This window comes from Dehalobacter sp. CP, from assembly GCF_047652685.1.
GTDB lineage: Bacteria > Bacillota > Desulfitobacteriia > Desulfitobacteriales > Syntrophobotulaceae > Dehalobacter.
Genome location: NZ_CP157399.1, coordinates 441387 through 458627, shown reverse-complemented (window position 1 = coordinate 458627; position 17241 = coordinate 441387). Strand labels below are relative to the sequence as shown.

Below are 17241 nucleotides of genomic sequence, written 5' to 3'. Positions count from 1 at the left end.
ACACTTTTAGCTCTGATTCTTTCTTTTGGATTCATAGTCTTCGATAGCTTTTTTCAGGGCCTGGGGACCCAGTACGGAACAATGGACTTTACTTGCCGGCAGACCATTCAACGCATCGAAAACGTCCCTGCCGCCTATGTCTAAAGCCTCCTCAATACGCTTCCCTTTTACTAAAACCGTAAACATGCTGCTTGCTGCTACAGCCGCGGCACAGCCAAACACCAGGTAACTAATATCTGTCAGGATACCATCCTTTACTTTCAGATAGATCGTCAGCGAATCTCCGCAGGACACATCCCCGAAGATTCCCTCGGCATCCGCGTTAGGCATGCTTCCCACATTTTGCGGGCACATAAAATGTTCAATAACTTTATCCGAATAATCCACGTTTCTTCCTCCGGTCTCATCCAATCTGTTTTCTCCAGAATCGTTTCAACCCTTTTGACCTTATATCTCTAATAGTCTACAACCAAAATTCTTTTTTCTCAAGTCTAAACGAGCATTGTCTGAAGAAGAGTGTTCTTTCATGAGCATAGTATGGCGTGCAGCAGTATTAGCGGCTGCAAATCGATAAAACTATTGCTTCATCCATAAAAAGGATATCTGTCAGACTGTATAGAATTATCGATTAATTACCCAATATGTTACTTCTAATCTGTTATCAGATACTTGATATAAGTAACTCTGGGAAACAGAATCAGTTTAACATTCCCTTTAAGTATTGACAGCCTGATCTCTGAAAACATAAAAAAGAAGGCGTAACGACTTTGATAGAGTTTGGTCACGCCCTCCCTTTTTATTCATTTTAATCTGTTGGTTGTTATTATCTTATCTGTTCTTACTTTACGTTAAAGCTTCTTTGAAAGGCCTGCTCCAGGATTTCCATCGCCTGGTCAATTTCGTCAAACGTGACTGTAAGCGGCGGCAGGAAACGCAAGGTCTTGCCGCCGACGCAGTTGATCAACAGTCCGTTCACACAGCAGTCACTCACAATCTCGGGTCCGTTTTCTTCGACAGGCAGCCCGACCATCAGCCCGAGCCCCCTGACCTTACCGGGTAAATGAAATTTCCCAGCAAGCTTCTGCAGCTTATCCTGGAAATAATGCCCCTTATTCTCGACCCCGGTCAGAAAATCTTCCCGGGTCATGATCTCCATCACTTTGCAGCCGACAGCCGAGACCAGATGGTTGCCTCCGAAAGTCGAAGCATGGTCTCCCGGCTGGAAAGAAGCCGCTGCGTTGTCTGTTGCGAGCATCGCGCCAATCGGCACACCATTGCCCAGAGCTTTGGCCAGCGTCAGGATATCCGGCTTTACGCCGGACCACTCGTAGGCAAACAGTTTCCCGGTTCTGCCCAGCCCACACTGGACTTCGTCAAAGATCAGCAGCGCCCCATACTTGTCGCATAATTCTCTGGCTTTTTGCAGAAACTCACGTGAAACAGGGTGCACACCGCCTTCCCCTTGCACAGGTTCGATCATTACAGCCGCAGTCTCCTCATTGATGATGCCTTCCAGTTCACTGAAGTCATTCATCGTGGTATAGGAGAATCCCTCCGGCAGCGGCTCATATCCCTTCTGGTACTTGGCCTGGCCTGTGGCTGTTATCGTTGCCAGCGTCCTGCCATGGAACGAATTCTTCAGGGATACGATCTGAATTTTTTCAGCCCCAAAATGTTCCTTGGCATACTTCCTCACCAGTTTGATGGCAGCTTCATTGGACTCCGCTCCGCTGTTGCAGAAGAATACTTTATCCGCAAACGAATTGTCCGTCAGCATTTTCGCGAGTTTGACCTGCCCAGGGATCCAGTACAGATTTGAGGTATGCAGGATCTCTCCGGCCTGTTCGCGGATGGTCTCCACGATCTCCGGATTGGCATGCCCGAGTGAGGTTACAGCCAGACCTGCGACAAAGTCCAGGTATTGCTTGCCGTCACTGTCCCAGACCAGCGATCCGGATCCTTTGACTAAGGCCATTGGCAAACGGCCATACGTATTCATGACATTTTCTTTGCCCATCGCAATCATTTGTTCCGTATTCAGCTTTATATTCATATCGACCATCGACCTTTCTTATCTAATACAATTTATTGAATATTCTCCGTTTATTTAATCATCGTCCCGATCCCGCCGTCAGTAAACAATTCCAGCAAAATCGCATGCGGCTGCCTGCCGTCCAGGATATGAACGGTACCTGTTCCCTGTTCCAGTGCATTTACTGCACATTCTATCTTCGGTATCATTCCGCCTTTAAAGATCCCTTCTGTCATCATTGCCGGTACATCCTCCTTCGGGATAACGGAAATAAGAGACTCCGGATCATTGATATCTCTCATAATTCCCTTAACATCGGTCAAAAGCAGGAATTTGTCGGCCTTTAAGCATCCGGCGATGGTTCCGGCAGCCGTATCGGCATTTACATTATAGCTTTCGCCATCATCTCCACCGGCCAGCGGTGAAATAACCGGAATATATCCCTGATCCAAAAGGCTGGTAATGATCCCCGGCGTAACCTTCTTGATCTCACCGACATACCCGAGATCGATTTCCTTGACCAATCCTTGTTCATTGGCCAATTGCATCGGTTTCTTCTCGGCAACGAGCAGTTTAGCGTCCTGACCGTTCAGCCCTACCGCTTTTCCGCCAAAGCTGTTTAGCATGGAAACAATCTCCGTGTTCAGCTTTCCGACCAGAACCATCGCTGCAATTTCCATGGTCTCTTTATCCGTAACCCTTAAGCCCTGTACAAACGTGCTTTCTTTGCCGACACGCTTCAGCATCGTATTGATTTCCGGTCCTCCGCCGTGAACTATAACCGGACGGATACCAACTGTATGCAGCAGCAGGATATCGAGCATGACTTTTTCTTTAAGCTCCTGATCAATCATGGCATGCCCGCCATATTTGATCACAACGGTAGACCCGGAGAACTTTTGAATATACGGCAAGGCTTCGATCAGAATATTGGCCTTATCCAGATTGCTGATCTTCGCACTGAAATCTTCCATTTTGATGCGCCTCCTTTACTCCTCTTCATCAAGTGTCTCTAAAAAACTTAAGTGCTTTAACAGATAATCACCAGTAACTAACGTTTATATTCAATAATCACTCAATTACGCTGATATTATTACGTCCGGTAATCAGCGTTGATGTCAATATACTTATGGGTAAGATCACAGCCCCAGGCCACGGCCTGTTCGTTTCCTTCACCCAGGAGGACATCGACCTTGATGTCTGTATTCTTCAGCAAAACCGAAGCTTCCGTCTCGGAAAACGGCAAGCCCTGTCCATGTGCAGCGACCTGCAACCCGTTCAGGTAGATATCCGTTTTGTTCGGATCAAAGCTGGCTCCGGAGTATCCCGCTGCAGCCAGGATCCTTCCCCAGTTGGCATCTTCGCCGTATATGGCAGATTTAACCAAACTAGAGGAGCAGACACTGCGTGCGATCATTCTGGCGGCTTCCGACGATGCGGCCCCTGTGACTTTCACTTCCAAGAACTTGCTGGCCCCTTCGCCGTCTCTTGCAATCGCTTTGGCCATCGTACAACAGGCTTCCCGGACCATAGCAGAAAAGCTCTCCCATTCCTGACCTTCCGGCGCAACTCCCGATAATCCGTTGGCCAAGATCACGACCATATCGTTCGTACTGGTGTCCCCATCCACGGTCACCATATTAAAGCTTTCATCCGTTGCCGCCTTCAGCAGCTCTTTCAGCTTATCCTGCGCAACCTGCGCATCCGTCGTGATAAAACAAAGCATCGTTCCCATATTCGGATGGATCATGCCCGAGCCTTTAGCCATGATGCCAAGTTTTATCGTTCCCTGGGTGCACTGCAGTTCCAAAGCAAGTTCTTTGCAAACCGTGTCTGTGGTCATAATAGCCAACGCCGCCTGGTGAGCGTATTCAGTTTTTTCACTTGCGGAGACTTTTCCCTTAAGTGCCTGAACTTCCTTTGCTGCCAGCCTGATCCCTGGGATGACTTTAGCCAGCGGCAGTTCCTGCCCGATTACCCCTGTGGACGATACTAGGATATCTTCCGGAGCAAAGGCGAGCTCTGCTGCGGTCACCTTGGCCATCTCCGAGGCAGCTTTTTCACCAATCTCGCCCATACAGGCATTGGCATTGCCGCTGTTGACGACAATAGCCTGCGCTTTGCCGTCTGCAAGATGTTTCTCGGTGAGTACCAGCGGATGAGCCTTCACGACATTGCGTGTGAACATCCCTGCCGCACTGGCCGGGATCTCAGATAAGATCAGCGCCAGATCGTATTTGTCTTTATATTTGATTCCTGCTTTGACACCGCTGGCATAAAATCCAAGCGGTGCAGAAATCCCGCCATTTATTTCTTTCCAAGGATCTAATTTATCCGTCATTTTTATTCCTCCTTAGATCGTTTCTGTCTCTATATGGTTGCGGACAAAAATGTCCCTTTGTCTCCCTATGGCCAGAGCGCAGTGGTTTGAAGCCCGGTCGCTTCCGGCAGATCAAACAGGATGTTCATATTCTGGATGGCCTGGCCGGATGCTCCTTTGACCAAATTGTCAATCACGGAAACCAGGACGACTCTGCCGGTCCGCTGGTCGTGTCTTAGCTGAAGGAATGCGTGGTTGCTCCCATACGTATATTTCGTCTGGGGCCACTCTTTTTCCGGCATTACATGAATAAACGGTTCCTTCTCGTAAGCTTGCTGCCAGCAGTCCCACAGTTCCTGCTCCGTTATGCCGCTCTTGACACCGGCATAGATGGTAACCAATATGCCTCGGGTCATTGGTACGAGATGCGGGGTAAAACTAATCACGACTTTCGCAGCCGCCGCACCGCTTAGCTGCTGCTCAATCTCCGGCGTGTGGCGATGCACACCAACACCGTAAGCCTTGAAATTCTCATTCACTTCGGAATAATGAAGGTTCTGGACAATCCCGCGGCCTGCTCCTGAGACACCCGACTTGGCATCGATGATGATGCCGGTCGGATCAAGCAGCCCTGTCCGGAGTAGCGGCACCAGCGCTAGCTGGGATGCTGTGGGATAACAGCCCGGATTCGCCACAAGGGTTTTCCCCGCAATTTCATTTCTGTATAGTTCAGGCAGTCCATAGACAGCCTCTGGCAGCAAAGCTGGATCAGCATGCTTAACCTTATACCAATTTTCATATTCCTGGGCGTCTTTAAGTCTGAAATCGGCTCCAAGATCTACAATTTTTATGCCGCGTTCCATCAATTCCCTGGCTCTGGCCGCTGCTATGCCATGCGGCAGAGCCATAAACATTACGTCGATATCAGGTATCTCCTCTGTCTCCAGCACATTCTCCAGACTGTCCTGAAGATAAGGGCAAATATCTGAAATACGCTTTCCCGCAGATGTAGAAGAGCCTAGATACGCCAGCGTGACCTCCGGATGGTTATTTAATAAACGAAGCAGTTCCTGCCCTGTATAGCCGGTTGCTCCAAGAATTCCAACTTTAATCATCCCTATCCCTCCTGTAACGGTAATGCAGCATTTAGTTCATTTAATAATATATTTTAATAATTATACACTTACGTGAATAATTATTCAATACCTAAGCCCTTAAATTTTTACTTTTTTCCAATACTTCTTTTAAATTATTCTGATCAATTTCTCTATCTATTCTCTCAGTTTATCTTACTATACATTCCGTCTTTTTCCAAAAAAAAATACTCTCCGTTATGCGAAAAGTATTTTTCATGAGGCCTTACAACAGTATTTCGGCATCATCAATAACATTAATGAATATGCACCTTCGTCCGCCTAGACCCTGAACCGGTAGCCTGCTCCCCAGACCGTTTCTATATACTGCGGGTTGGAAGGGTCGCTTTCTATTTTATCACGCAGCCGGGCGATATGAACCGTGACCGTAGCAGAATCACCGAGTGCCTCAAGTCCCCAGACCTTTTCAAATAATTCGTCTCTGCCGAATACCCGGTTGGGATGCGCCGCCAGATATAAAAGCAGCTCAAATTCTTTCTGGGCGAGATTGGCTTCCTTGTCATGGATATAGACTCTGCGGGCTTCTTTCTCGATCCTGAGTCCACGGATCACAACAGCGTTGTTCCTTATCTGCTTTTCGCTGAATTTCTTCTTTAGTTTTTCATAATTCTGCAGATGCGCTTTGACCCTGGCGACGAGTTCACCCGGGCTGAAAGGTTTCGTGATATAATCATCCGCTCCGAGATTAAAGCCCTTGATTTTGTCGATTTCCTCTTTTTTAGCGGATACCAGAATCACAGGAACCTCTTTTTCATCTCTTAGACTGCGCAGAATCTCCAAGCCATCCAGACCCGGAAGCATGATATCAAGGATTAGGAGATCATAGCCGTTTTCCTGGAACTGCTTCAGACCGGCAGAACCATCCGTACAAATATTGGCTGCAAGACCTTCCACTTCCAGGTAATCTTGTTGCAGTTCCGCAATATTCAGATCGTCTTCAATAATCAGAATTTTTTTCATAACAGTCCTCGTTTTTGGATGGTTTTCATGTAGATTCAAGGTTGACGTGGTACTCGTCTTTTAGATAGGCCAGTGAAATCAGAATACTCATTCCTTCCTTGCCGTGGGGCATTGCCCAGATAATACCCTGATGCCCCTCAACGACCTGTTTGGCAATCGCAAGTCCGAGGCCGCTTCCCTCAATCCCTGTTCTGGCCTGATCGGAACGGTAAAACCGGTCAAAAATATACGGCAGATCCTTTTCACTGACTCCACACCCATTGTCCTGAAACTCCATAATAATACTGGAAGGCGTCTCCCTGAGCAGCACCCTTATTACCGCCTGATCTTTGTCCATATACTTGCGGGAGTTGTCCAGAATGTTCATTACAATTCTTTTCATTCGTTCCCGATCAAGAAGAACGCAGCGCTTTTGGGTCAGGTCACTGAACATTTCCATGTGTATTCCATTGTTTTCGAGCTCAGGTTCACTTTCCAGTAAGCAGCTTCTAATAAATTCCTGAACATCGGTCCTTTTAAAATTAAACGGAATCTGGTTTAGATCAAGTTTGGCGTAGAGCAGCAAATCATCAATCATCTTATCAACCTGCTCAGCCTTTACATAGATGGTTCTCAAATATTTCTCCGTTTTTTCCGGGGTATTTGCGACGCCATCCAAAATGCCTTCAACATAACCCTTAATCGAAGTAACGGGAGTCTTTAAATCATGGGATATGCTGGATATCAGCATTTTCCTGTTGTCTTCGTATTTCAGCTGGGTTTGGATCGATTCCTTGAGCTTAAGGCGCATAAGCTCAAGGTCCCGGCACAATGCTTCAATCTCTCGGTCACCTTCTTCGGCAATCTGGCAGTCCAGGTTGCCGGTTCGGATCTCATCTGCAGCATGCTGCAGATGATTCAGTGGCTGTAAAACCGTCCGCGAAAACTGATAGGAGATCAGGATATTCGTAACAATAAAAGAGCAAAGGAACGTCAGTCCGATCACAATGAGAAATTGAATCAGGCCGTTAGCTGCCTGATCCGGCGGAACGAGCAGCAGCACGGTCCCTCCCGCGGCATCTGCGGGATCCTGATCAATAATTTGAATCGTAAAGGACTGACTGCTGATTACAATGGTTTCCTTGCCAGGCTTGTTTTGTCCTGCTTCCAGGGCCTTAGCCAGCTCAATTTTGCCAATCTCCGATGCATCCAGCGAGGTATAGATCATGCTATCATCCTTCAGGATGATCAGTTCGCCTCCGATTTCGGCTATTTTCTGACGTAACAGCCGCTGAAATTTTTCATCAGCAATCGCGTCGGGGCTCTCCTGCTGGATCAGTCTTTCTGTATCCATCAGTATTGCTTCAATCTGAGAGGCCCGCTGGTAGCTTTCCCAGGAATATATATTGCCATATAGTTTGCTGTATATAAACAGATAAGCCATGGCGACCAGTGCTGTAATCAGCACCGGAATCACCACAGTAGCTGTATTTGCTGCAATTAAGCGCCTCTTAAGATTCATTGCCGGTCCTCTTATTCAGTCATTTAGCATCATTCTTAAGCAAATTCTGAAATCTAGAACTCTTTTTTATCAAACAAATAAAACCCCACTGCAAAAAACATCAGTGCGTAGCCAAGCATCAGACAAAACTCCCGGCCAATCTTCGCCAGCGGCAAAGAATTGGCCAGCCACAAATTGTACCAGTCGAGCTGTGTGGTAATCAACAGGCTTGCGTACTCGGAAAAGAAAATACCAAAAGCCTTGATGGCCAGAAAAACAATAATTGCAACAAAAAATATCGACGTGCCGCTCTTTAGAATATTGGCCAAAAACACAATCCCCAGGGACAATGTAAACAGCGGAAACAGGCTGATCACATAAACGAGCACGGTTCTCGCTACAGCGGTAATCGTAGCGGAATTGGCATTGAACAGAAAACCGGCCAGCATGGAGAAGACCATTAAGATCATCAGGTTGGCCAGAATAAAGACCGCAATAGCCGTGACTTTAGCCGTATAGATTTTTAGCCTGCTGACCGGCCTGGTCAGCGTGACGCGCATCAGGTTATGGGAGAACTCCCCGGAAAAACAGTCAATGGCAACGAGCGCTGTAAACAGCGGCAGAATCGTATTGACAACGACCGACAAAACCAGTACGGAAAATTCCACGCTGCCGGTGCCTCTTACGCCAAAGCCTGTTCTGACACCAACGACGGCCAGCTGCCCCAGTACAATCACAACCAGCGAGATAATCAGCGCAACCAGGGCTTTTTTCTTTTTATACAGCTTTTCAATTTCATTGATCAAAGCAGCTTTATACGCGGCCATTGCGTTCCACCTCACTGACAAAGTAATTCTCCAACGTGGCGTAATTTTGCAGAATCTTTTCCGTGCTGTCCACATTGAGCATCTTTCCGTTGACGATGACCCCGATCCTGCTGCAGGTAAGTTCAACATCATGGATCAGATGGCTTGAAATAAAAAAGGTAGTTCCTTCCTGTTCAGCCATCTGCTTAATGAGATTACGGACATCAATCATCCCCTCGACATCAAGTCCGTTCAACGGCTCATCCAGGATCAAAACTTTGGGTCTGGCCAGAATAGCTGCAGCTAAGCCCAAGCGTTGCTTCATTCCTAGAGAGAACTTCCTGGGTTTTTCCTGTTTGTATTTGATCATACCGGTAAGCTCCAGAACCTCATCAATTCTGTGGTCATCAACTCCCGGATAATACCGGGCACGCTGCCTTAAGTTTTCATAAGCGGTCAAGAACGGATAAGAGTCAGCAATTTCAATAATACAGCCAACTTCCGCCATGGCCTTCTCATATGATTCGGTAATACTATGCCCGAAAATCCTGACGTCACCGCGGTCCGGCCTGATCAATCCGGTCATGACCTTCATTGCCGTTGTTTTCCCTGCACCGTTTGGCCCAAGAAAACCAAAAATATCCCCCTGATCAATTTCCAGATTGATATCGTCAATGCCCCGGCCGTTTTTATACAGTTTGGTCAGGCTGCATATTTCAATCACTTTTTCCATATAATTGCCCCCATTGCGCACTGCAAGGAGCCTGCCGGGATTCCCCGGCAGCTCCAACTTATAGTAATTGTTATTTGTTATTTGTTTTGTTACTTGTTATTCGTTATCTATCCATCTAACATTGCGTCTGTTCATTCCAGAACAGGCGAGAAGACAGAATCGTAAGACGCGCTGGACATGTTGTTCAAGTTGAAATACACCTTGGCATTCGCTTCATCTAGATAGATGCTTCCGGACCGGTTCGATCCGTCATTATCTCTGAATTCAAACATGGCATCCGATTTTGCCTGATTGGAGGTTGTGGCGTCAAACGTAAAGGTCAGGGCATTCTGAGCATACGTCTCAAAGCCTTCTCTGTATTTCTCGGAATATTCTCCGGCAATATTTGCGCTCTCAACGTGGGCAATTTTTAGAATGCGTTCGCCAATCTTGACAAATTTACCGTCTTGCTCAATGATAATATCGTTTTTAAATGTCCCGATAAACTTTTCAGGATTGGAGATCTGAGGCCCGGCGCTGGTTCTTTCAGTTGTTCTCTGAACTTTTTTGCCGTTAAGGTCCGGCTTCTGAACAATTGTTCCATTGATATCCGTTAATTTAACAAGCGTTTCCATCGTAATTTCATGGACCTGTTCCTGTGCGTCCTTGCCGGATAATATCACTGTTGCCAAAATATAATCCAAGAGACCGTCGGAATTCACTGTGGCCGAACCTTCAATTTGTTTCACATAGATATCCTGCGTTAGTACAGGGATTCTGGCACCATAGCTGTTTTGTCCCGAAAAAGCCTGTTTAACCTGAAGGGAGGCCACCGCGTTGACCAAAGCCGGGATCTGTACTTCAGACAGGGAGCCCGAAAGCGCTTTGCTGCCATCGGCATTCTCCTGAACGACCACATAGTCCTTCAAACTGCCGACAACCGCATCCACAATCTTCTCAACATCTTCCGCTTCATCCTGTTTAAAAGGATTGTCAAATACATCCGTTTCGCGTTCCTGGGTATATTCGGTATAGTAATAGGCCTCATTGCCGGTACCGATATCCGTACCATTGATCCAGGTGTTCTTATCCGTATAGTAATAAGAATCGGAAACCTTTCCGTCCGGACTCAGACTGTGGCTGCTGTCTTCGGTCGCCCCATTCAGCCTGTCAAATTTTTTGACATCATTCTGGGAACTGATGATTTTACCGTTATACTTTATGGCAAATGAATAATCCAGGGTAAAGTTGTTAAATTTCTCTGAACAGCTCGCTGCACTTTGCTTCAAGCCGTCCTTAAGCGTATCATAGCCGCTTTTGCTGACAATGTCCGCCAGTGCAGTCGTCGCAAACAACAGAACCCCGACGGTAAAGACTACCGGCAGCGCCGCTTTTTTAGATATTCTCATCTTCACTTACTCCTTTTCAAATATTGGAAAGCTTCTTGATCTTATTTTACTCCCAATATCTTGAATATCTGTAAACAGAATCTAAACAATTTATAAACAATGCTTCTGGGCAAAGTGGACAATTCATCTTTCAGTTTTTTACTTTGAAATAGATTTGAAATGGCGTCAAGCACAAGCCTTGAAAGGTCAGGTGCGTTACAGCTTTCAAAGTGATTATCTGATATATTCGGGATTAATTGTTTATCTTCCTTTATTTATTGCCAGCACGGTAAATTTCCTTTTATAACCTTTTATAATTAATCGGCTGCCGCCACCGGCTGTTCCTTGGCCAGATAATTGCCCACTCCCTCGAAAATAGCCATGGCCAGCTGCTGCTGATAAGCACTTTCATTTAATTTCTTTTCTTCTTCCGGATTGGACAGGAAACCCACTTCGATCGTCACAGCCACCATATCCGTATTTTTAAGGATAAAATAGCTTTGGTTCGCCTTTGCCTCCCGTTTTTTTGTTCCGACTTTATTCAAACTTTGCTGGATACTTTCAGCCAGCAGTTTTCCTCCCTCAGATTCCGAATGGTAAAATACTTGCGGGCCATGCTGTCTTTGATCGGAAAAACTATTGGCATGAATGCTCAGATATATTTTAGCCTGGGATTCCATAGCGGTTTGAATCCGGTAGGCCAAGTCCTCTCTTTTGCGTTGAAGCAGGCTTAAAGAAGTTCCAAAATCCCGGTCCTGCTCCCTTAGCATCACAACTTTGCTTCCGGCCTGGGTGAACAGTAGCTGCAGTCTTTTAGAAACCTGCAGGTTCACATCCTTCTCCAGGGTTTTATTGACGCCAACAGCTCCAGGGTCAACCCCGCCATGACCGGCATCGATCGTTATGGTTACCCCGCCAAGTACCCAGCTCCATCCGGGAACATTCTTGGCGGTATGCACTGCTGCTTTCTGACTGAGAAAAATACCGGCTACAGCCAGAAGAACGAGAATACTTGATACCAGTATAATCTTTGGTCTTGGTATTATCTGTCTGTGCATCAATCCGCTGATCTGTGAATAATTTATTTGTTTGGCCATGGTTCTCCCCCTCTCACCTATATCTATGGTGAAGGGTAGGCAATTATTCAGGAGGGAATGATTACAAAATATAGTCTTTATCATGAAAAAAATCCCCCAACCATACGTATGTTGAGGGATTATTATATTTATTGTTTTAACGTTTCGAGAGTTGGAAATCCTCGCCTCATACGGGCTTTCATCTTTTTTGTATCATATATGTGTACTACGTATAGAGATTAATAAAAAATCTATTTGTCATTTGGCATTGAATTGAATATTTTTTTTTAACTTTAACATGATAATAGTAAGAAACTAAACTCTAGAAGTATAGATAGGAGTATATAAATGAAGAAAATTAATGACTGGTTTTCTTCTGGACTAATTGCAGGAACGCTTGGGGGAATTACACACCTATTATATAACTCTTTACTCCTTATGTTAGGTTTACAACATAAAACTTTTTGGCATGCAATGGCAGGACTTTTTTACAATCAACAATTGCTAATGACTGTTGGTGCACAAATCCATGGAATGGTAGATGCTATAGGAGTATCTGCAGCTAATGGAATACTATTAAGCCTCATTCTTATGTTAACTGGGAAAGACTATTTATATGCCAAAAGCATTACAATGAGCGCAGCAGGAGGTTACTTCCTTTTTATAGTTGTTTTTCCTCAGACAGGCTTAGGTAAGGACTCACCCTTTGTCCCTTGGATTGCCATAATTGGTTTTATTGTTTTTAACGGACTTTTAGTAGGCTATGTACTTAACCAAATATCTACATATAAAGTCCCAAACAAAAGATAACAAAGTTTTCGGATATTTACCGAATAATCTAAAATAAAAAGCAAATCCCCCAACCATCAGGTTTGAGGGATTTGTTGTTTGTCTGAAATTAGCGTTTCGAGAATTGAGGCGCTTTGCGGGCTTTTTTAAGTCCGTATTTGCGGCGCTCTTTCATACGCGGGTCACGGGTAAGGAAACCTGCGCGTTTCAAAGCCGGACGAAGACTTTCATCTGCTTTAAGCAAAGCTCTGGCAATGCCCATTCTGAGGGCACCGGCCTGGCCAGTTGTACCGCCGCCGTGAACTCTGGCAATTAAATCGTATTTCCCTAAAGTTTCAGTAATCTCTAAGGGCTGCTGAACAATCATCTCTAGAGTTTTCTTGCCGAAGTACTCACTTAGGTCTCTGTCGTTAATCGTATATTTTCCGTTACCGGCCAGAAGTCTGACCCGGGCAACTGCATTTTTTCTTCTGCCTGTACCTTGATACTGAAGCTGTGCTGACATGCTTTTACCTCCTTCCAACTATTTCATATTCCATACTTCTGCTTTTTGGGCCTGATGCGGATGTTCCGGTCCCGAGTATACTTTAAGTTTCTTATACATCTGTGCACCAAGTTTGTTGTGAGGAAGCATTCCTTTTACAGCATGTTCCATAGCTTTTTCGGGGGCTTTGCTCATCAGTACTCGGTAGGTCATTTCTTTCAGACCGCCTGGATAACCGGTATGCCAGCGATACATTTTCTTATCCAGTTTATTTCCTGTAATCAATGTTTTATCTGCATTGACGATAATGACAAAATCACCTGTGTCAACGTTCGGTGTAAATATCGGCTTATGTTTTCCTCTGAGCAAGCGGGCGGCTTCAGCTGCCACTCTTCCCAAAGAAACACCGGCTGCGTCAATGACTAACCATTTACGGTCCACCTCATGGGCTTTCGCAAATTGCGTGGTGGTCATGTTGGTTCCCTCCATTTTTAATCGCGTCCATCATGTTTTCATGTACGATTTTTGTGTTCGTTATATCATCACCGGACGTGAAGGGCTCATTCACGTTTCGGTAAAAGACTACTTAAAAAGTTTAACTAAAATAACGTCTTTCGTCAACCTATGGTTTCCTGTTTCTTAAAGTTCCGGAAAGATTTCACCGGGACTGGATGCGTCATAATTGACATAGGTCAAGGTGAGTCCTCTGGCCGGAGCAGTTTGACCTGCTTTGGTCCGATCCCTGGACATAATTACTTCTGAAATCGCTTCCGGAAGTATTCTGCCTTTACCTACATCCAATAAGGTACCGGCAATGATTCTTACCATGTTATAAAGAAACCCATCACCAATACAGGTAATTACGATTTGTCCATCCAACCAACATACTTTGCAGCGGTACAGTGTCCGGACAAAACTTTTAGCCGAAGACCCGGCAGCGGCAAATGCACTAAAGTCATATTTCCCTTCAAGCCGGGAAGCTGCCATTTGCATGGCGTTGACGTTCAGTGGCACTGGCTCATGAAGAACGTACAGTCTTCTGAAAACGTCCGGAATTCGTCCGTTGTCAATTCTGTAATCGTATCTCTTCCACTTGGCGCTTTTCCTGGCACTAAAATCTTCAGGCATATCCCTGGCCTCGCGTATTCTGATATCATACGGCAGAATACTGTTCATGGCCTTAGGAATCTTCTCCTGCGGAATACGCGCTTCTGAGCAGAAATTAACCACTTGGCCGGCAGCGTGTACACCCGTATCCGTCCTGCCCGCTGTTGTGATTTTTATTTCTTCGGCAAAAAGCTTCTTCCAGACCTTTTCCAGTTCTCCCTGGATAGTTTGTCCATGTTCCTCTGGCTGGCGCTGGAATCCGTGGTAGTTTGTACCATCATAGGCTAATCGCAGAAGGATGTTGCGCATTTTTTTCTCCAGCAATCTTATAATATTGAACTGGACGGTATGCTTGTTTTCAAAAGAGCCAACAGGAAGTTCGAAGCTGAACATGTGTCAATGTTCAGAGGTACGATTCATGTGTGTGATTAAGGGTTATCGATACGCTTATTTGGTTTCGTTATCCGGTATCAATCAATTCCCGGTATCCGGTTTCCGTTATCTGCGATCGAACACCGAACCTCGAACTTCGAACTTCGAAATTAGGCCTTCATCTTAGTCCACAAGCTCAACTAAAACCATTTCGGCAGCATCTCCACGACGATAGCCGTTTTTCATGATTCTGGTGTAGCCACCCTGCCTATCGGTATATTTCGGAGCTATTGTATCAAAAAGCTCTTTTACTACCGTCTCATCCAGCAAAAATTCCATCGCCTGACGTCTGGCAGCCAGGTCACCCCTTTTGCCTAGGGTAATCATTTTCTCTGCCAGGGAATTCAGTTCTTTTGCTCTTGCTTCTGTTGTCTCAATCTTTCCATGCTTCAGCAAGGAAGTTACAATATTTCTTAACATAGCCCTTCTGCGGCTCATGTTAACTCCAAGCTTACGGTATGCCAACTGTGATCCCCCCTTTAGGTTTAATCTTCAGGAGTACGGAATCCCAGCCCAAGTTCTCTGAGCTTGTGTTCGACTTCTTCCAGAGATTTGCGCCCAAGATTGCGTACTTTAATCATATCTTCTTCTGTTCTTTGTGTCAGTTCTTCAACGCTGTTTATGCCGGCGCGTTTCAGGCAATTATAAGATCTTACGGAAAGATCCAGTTCTTCAATGGTCATTTCCAGAATCTTATCTTTGGCCTCTTCTTCTTTTTCCACCATGATCTCAACATTACCCAGATTATCGTTCAGTCCGATAAAGAGCCTCAAATGTTCACTCAAAATCTTGGCTGCGAGACTCGTTGCCTCTTTCGGGGTAATACTGCCGTTAGACCATACTTCCAGGGTAAGCTTATCAAAGTCAGTCATCATACCGACCCGAGTATCTTCTACAGCATAGTTGACCTTATAAATTGGGGTAAAAATTGAATCGACAGGAATAACGCCGATTACCTGATCTGCTTTTTTATTCTTCTCAGCTGAGACATAGCCGCGGGAACGTTCGACGTTCATTTCCATGAAGAGACGTCCGTCTTTATCCAACGTGGCGATCTTCAAATCTGGATTGAGAATCTCAATATCGGGACCGGTGATAATGTCTCTTGCGGTAACAACCCTTTCCCCTTCACATTCCAAACGCAGAACGCGCGGTTCATCCGTATGGCCTTTGAGAGCGAGGGATTTAATATTGAGAATGACCTCAGTTACGTCTTCCAAGACTCCTGGAATGGTTGAGAATTCGTGTAGTACGCCTTCTATTTTTACTGAAGTAACCGCGGACCCGGGTAGAGAAGAAAGCAGGATACGACGCAGGGAATTCCCCAAGGTAATGCCATAGCCTCTCTCTAAGGGTTCAATAATGAATTTGGCATAGGTATTATCTTCAGATCTCTCAACACATTCAATATTGGGCTTTTCGATTTCAAGCATCGGAATGCACCCCTTCTTTCCCGGAAAAGTTTAACGAGAATATTTCTCTACGATAAGGTGTTCTTCGATCGGAATCTGAATATCTTCACGGGTCGGCATGTTGATGACAGTCCCTGTGATGCTGTTGATATCCAGGCTTAACCATGCAGGAACAGCTCGATCCTTTAAGGATTCGGCCATTTCCTTGATTCTATTGTTATCTCTGCTGCTTTCTTTAATCGAAATTGCTTCGCCAGTGCTGACGAGATAAGATGCAATATCGACACGTTTGCCATTGATTGTGATATGACCATGTGTCACAAGCTGACGTGCTTCGGGTCTGGATGAAGCAAAGCCAAGTCTGAAAACAACATTATCCAAACGGCGTTCCAATAAACGGAGAAGATTTTCCCCGGTCATACCTTTTTGACGGGCAGCTTTGTCGAAATATCCACGGAATTGTTTCTCAAGAACGCCGTAAATCCTCCGAACTTTCTGCTTTTCTCTGAGCTGAATGCCGTACTCAGTCGGTTTTTTGCCTCTAGCCTGTCCGTGCATGCCCGGAGCATACGCCCGACGGTCCACAGCGCATTTATTGGTATAGCAGCGATCCCCTTTCAGAAATAACTTCTGACCCTCACGCCGGCACAGACGACATACTGATTCTGTATATTTAGCCATGTTTTACACCCCCTATACTCTTCTGCGTTTGGGCGGCCGACATCCGTTATGCGGTACCGGAGTTACGTCCCGAATAAGGTTCACTTCCAGACCTGCCGCCTGCAATGCTCTGATTGCGGCTTCACGGCCTGATCCTGGACCTTTGACAAAACATTCAACAATTTTAAGCCCATGCTCCATTGCTGCTTTGGCAGCTGTCTCTGCAGCCATCTGTGCAGCAAAAGGTGTGCTTTTACGTGATCCTTTGAAACCCAAAGAACCGGAGCTGGACCAGGAAAGTGCGTTTCCGGTCGTGTCTGTAATGGTGACAATCGTATTATTAAAAGTCGACTTAATATGTGCTATGCCGCTTTCAACATTTTTACGTTCTCTTTTTCTGGTACGAACCACTTTACGAGCCATGCTTCA

At 45.7% G+C, this 17241-nt stretch carries 19 protein-coding genes; 1 reads left to right on the top strand and 18 read right to left on the bottom strand.

What is annotated here, in order from left to right:
• Positions 1-6: 6 nt before the first annotated feature.
• The 11 genes from AAH944_RS02370 to AAH944_RS02320 form a co-directional block, all read right to left on the bottom strand.
• Positions 7-387 (bottom strand): iron-sulfur cluster assembly scaffold protein, encoded by a 381-nt coding sequence (locus AAH944_RS02370; RefSeq protein ID WP_415537746.1) that lies wholly within the window; start codon positions 385-387, stop codon positions 7-9.
• Positions 388-838: 451 nt separating this feature from the next.
• Positions 839-2062, bottom strand: coding sequence for an aspartate aminotransferase family protein (locus AAH944_RS02365; protein ID WP_415536149.1), 1224 nt, complete (start codon positions 2060-2062; stop codon positions 839-841).
• Positions 2063-2103: 41 nt separating this feature from the next.
• Positions 2104-3006: an acetylglutamate kinase gene (gene argB / locus AAH944_RS02360; protein ID WP_415536147.1), complete on the bottom strand. Its 903-nt coding sequence runs from the start codon at positions 3004-3006 to the stop codon at positions 2104-2106.
• A 119-nt stretch (positions 3007-3125) separates the two neighbouring features.
• On the bottom strand, positions 3126-4373 hold the full coding sequence (gene argJ / locus AAH944_RS02355) for a bifunctional glutamate N-acetyltransferase/amino-acid acetyltransferase ArgJ (RefSeq protein WP_415536145.1): 1248 nt from the start codon (positions 4371-4373) through the stop codon (positions 3126-3128).
• A gap of 65 nt (positions 4374-4438) precedes the next feature.
• The gene (argC, locus tag AAH944_RS02350) at positions 4439-5467 is read right to left on the bottom strand and encodes an N-acetyl-gamma-glutamyl-phosphate reductase (protein WP_415536144.1); all 1029 of its coding nucleotides are present in this window, start codon (positions 5465-5467) and stop codon (positions 4439-4441) included.
• 300 nt (positions 5468-5767) lie between these two features.
• Entirely contained in the window at positions 5768-6466 is a 699-nt protein-coding gene (locus tag AAH944_RS02345) for a response regulator transcription factor (protein ID WP_415536143.1), read from the bottom strand.
• Between the two features lie 25 nt (positions 6467-6491).
• Positions 6492-7967 carry an ATP-binding protein gene (locus tag AAH944_RS02340; RefSeq protein ID WP_415536142.1) on the bottom strand — a complete coding sequence of 492 codons (1476 nt, stop codon included), beginning with the start codon at positions 7965-7967 and terminating at the stop codon, positions 6492-6494.
• 53 nt (positions 7968-8020) lie between these two features.
• Positions 8021-8773, bottom strand: a complete 753-nt coding sequence (locus AAH944_RS02335; RefSeq protein ID WP_415536141.1) for an ABC transporter permease — start codon at positions 8771-8773, stop codon at positions 8021-8023.
• Entirely contained in the window at positions 8760-9485 is a 726-nt protein-coding gene (locus AAH944_RS02330; RefSeq protein WP_415536140.1) for an ABC transporter ATP-binding protein, read from the bottom strand. Before AAH944_RS02330 ends, AAH944_RS02335 begins: the two co-directional genes overlap by 14 nt.
• Positions 9486-9616: 131 nt before the next feature.
• A complete protein-coding gene (locus AAH944_RS02325) occupies positions 9617-10873 on the bottom strand; it encodes a hypothetical protein (protein WP_415536139.1) in 1257 nt (418 codons plus the stop codon).
• A 296-nt stretch (positions 10874-11169) separates the two neighbouring features.
• Positions 11170-11949 carry an N-acetylmuramoyl-L-alanine amidase gene (locus AAH944_RS02320; protein ID WP_415536138.1) on the bottom strand — a complete coding sequence of 260 codons (780 nt, stop codon included), beginning with the start codon at positions 11947-11949 and terminating at the stop codon, positions 11170-11172.
• A 327-nt stretch (positions 11950-12276) separates the two neighbouring features.
• On the opposite strand from AAH944_RS02320, the gene AAH944_RS02315 reads away from it, so the two are divergent.
• A complete protein-coding gene (locus tag AAH944_RS02315) occupies positions 12277-12738 on the top strand; it encodes a hypothetical protein (RefSeq protein WP_415536137.1) in 462 nt (153 codons plus the stop codon).
• A gap of 88 nt (positions 12739-12826) precedes the next feature.
• On the opposite strand, the gene rpsI is transcribed toward AAH944_RS02315, so the two are convergent.
• The 7 genes from rpsI to rpsK form a co-directional block, all read right to left on the bottom strand.
• On the bottom strand, positions 12827-13222 hold the full coding sequence (gene rpsI / locus AAH944_RS02310) for a 30S ribosomal protein S9 (protein ID WP_020491284.1): 396 nt from the start codon (positions 13220-13222) through the stop codon (positions 12827-12829).
• Between the two features lie 18 nt (positions 13223-13240).
• Positions 13241-13675, bottom strand: coding sequence for a 50S ribosomal protein L13 (rplM, locus tag AAH944_RS02305; protein WP_015043913.1), 435 nt, complete (start codon positions 13673-13675; stop codon positions 13241-13243).
• A 165-nt stretch (positions 13676-13840) separates the two neighbouring features.
• Entirely contained in the window at positions 13841-14701 is an 861-nt protein-coding gene (truA, locus tag AAH944_RS02300; RefSeq protein ID WP_415536136.1) for a tRNA pseudouridine(38-40) synthase TruA, read from the bottom strand.
• 162 nt (positions 14702-14863) lie between these two features.
• Positions 14864-15205 carry a 50S ribosomal protein L17 gene (rplQ, locus tag AAH944_RS02295; RefSeq protein ID WP_415536135.1) on the bottom strand — a complete coding sequence of 114 codons (342 nt, stop codon included), beginning with the start codon at positions 15203-15205 and terminating at the stop codon, positions 14864-14866.
• Positions 15206-15225: 20 nt separating this feature from the next.
• Positions 15226-16173, bottom strand: coding sequence for a DNA-directed RNA polymerase subunit alpha (locus AAH944_RS02290; RefSeq protein ID WP_415536134.1), 948 nt, complete (start codon positions 16171-16173; stop codon positions 15226-15228).
• Positions 16174-16203: 30 nt separating this feature from the next.
• Entirely contained in the window at positions 16204-16833 is a 630-nt protein-coding gene (gene rpsD, locus AAH944_RS02285) for a 30S ribosomal protein S4 (RefSeq protein WP_015043917.1), read from the bottom strand.
• A gap of 12 nt (positions 16834-16845) precedes the next feature.
• Entirely contained in the window at positions 16846-17235 is a 390-nt protein-coding gene (rpsK, locus tag AAH944_RS02280) for a 30S ribosomal protein S11 (protein ID WP_015043918.1), read from the bottom strand.
• Positions 17236-17241: the final 6 nt, after the last annotated feature.